The following is a 262-nucleotide window of genomic DNA, read 5'->3' on the forward strand; positions in this document are numbered from 1 at the left end:
GTAACCGGCTCAGTAGAGCTGCCAGAAGGCGTTGAAATGGTAATGCCAGGCGACAACATCAAAATGGTTGTTACCCTGATCCACCCAATCGCAATGGACGAAGGTCTGCGCTTCGCAATCCGCGAAGGCGGCCGTACCGTTGGCGCGGGTGTTGTTGCTAAAGTTATCGCATAATTACCGATAACGTTTGACGCAATGCACACGGAAAGGGCATCATTTGATGCCCTTTTTGCACGCTGTTTCATAGAACCTGGCTCATCAG

1 pseudogene is annotated in these 262 nt (G+C 51.1%); it reads left to right on the top strand.

Annotated features, from left to right (window positions below):
* Window positions 1-174: pseudogene (gene tuf / locus SB756_RS31540) on the top strand (elongation factor Tu); the annotation flags it as partial.
* Window positions 175-262: the final 88 nt, after the last annotated feature.

The sequence above is a fragment of the Pseudomonas sp. SIMBA_068 genome, from assembly GCF_046534705.1.
Lineage (GTDB): Bacteria > Pseudomonadota > Gammaproteobacteria > Pseudomonadales > Pseudomonadaceae > Aquipseudomonas > Aquipseudomonas putida.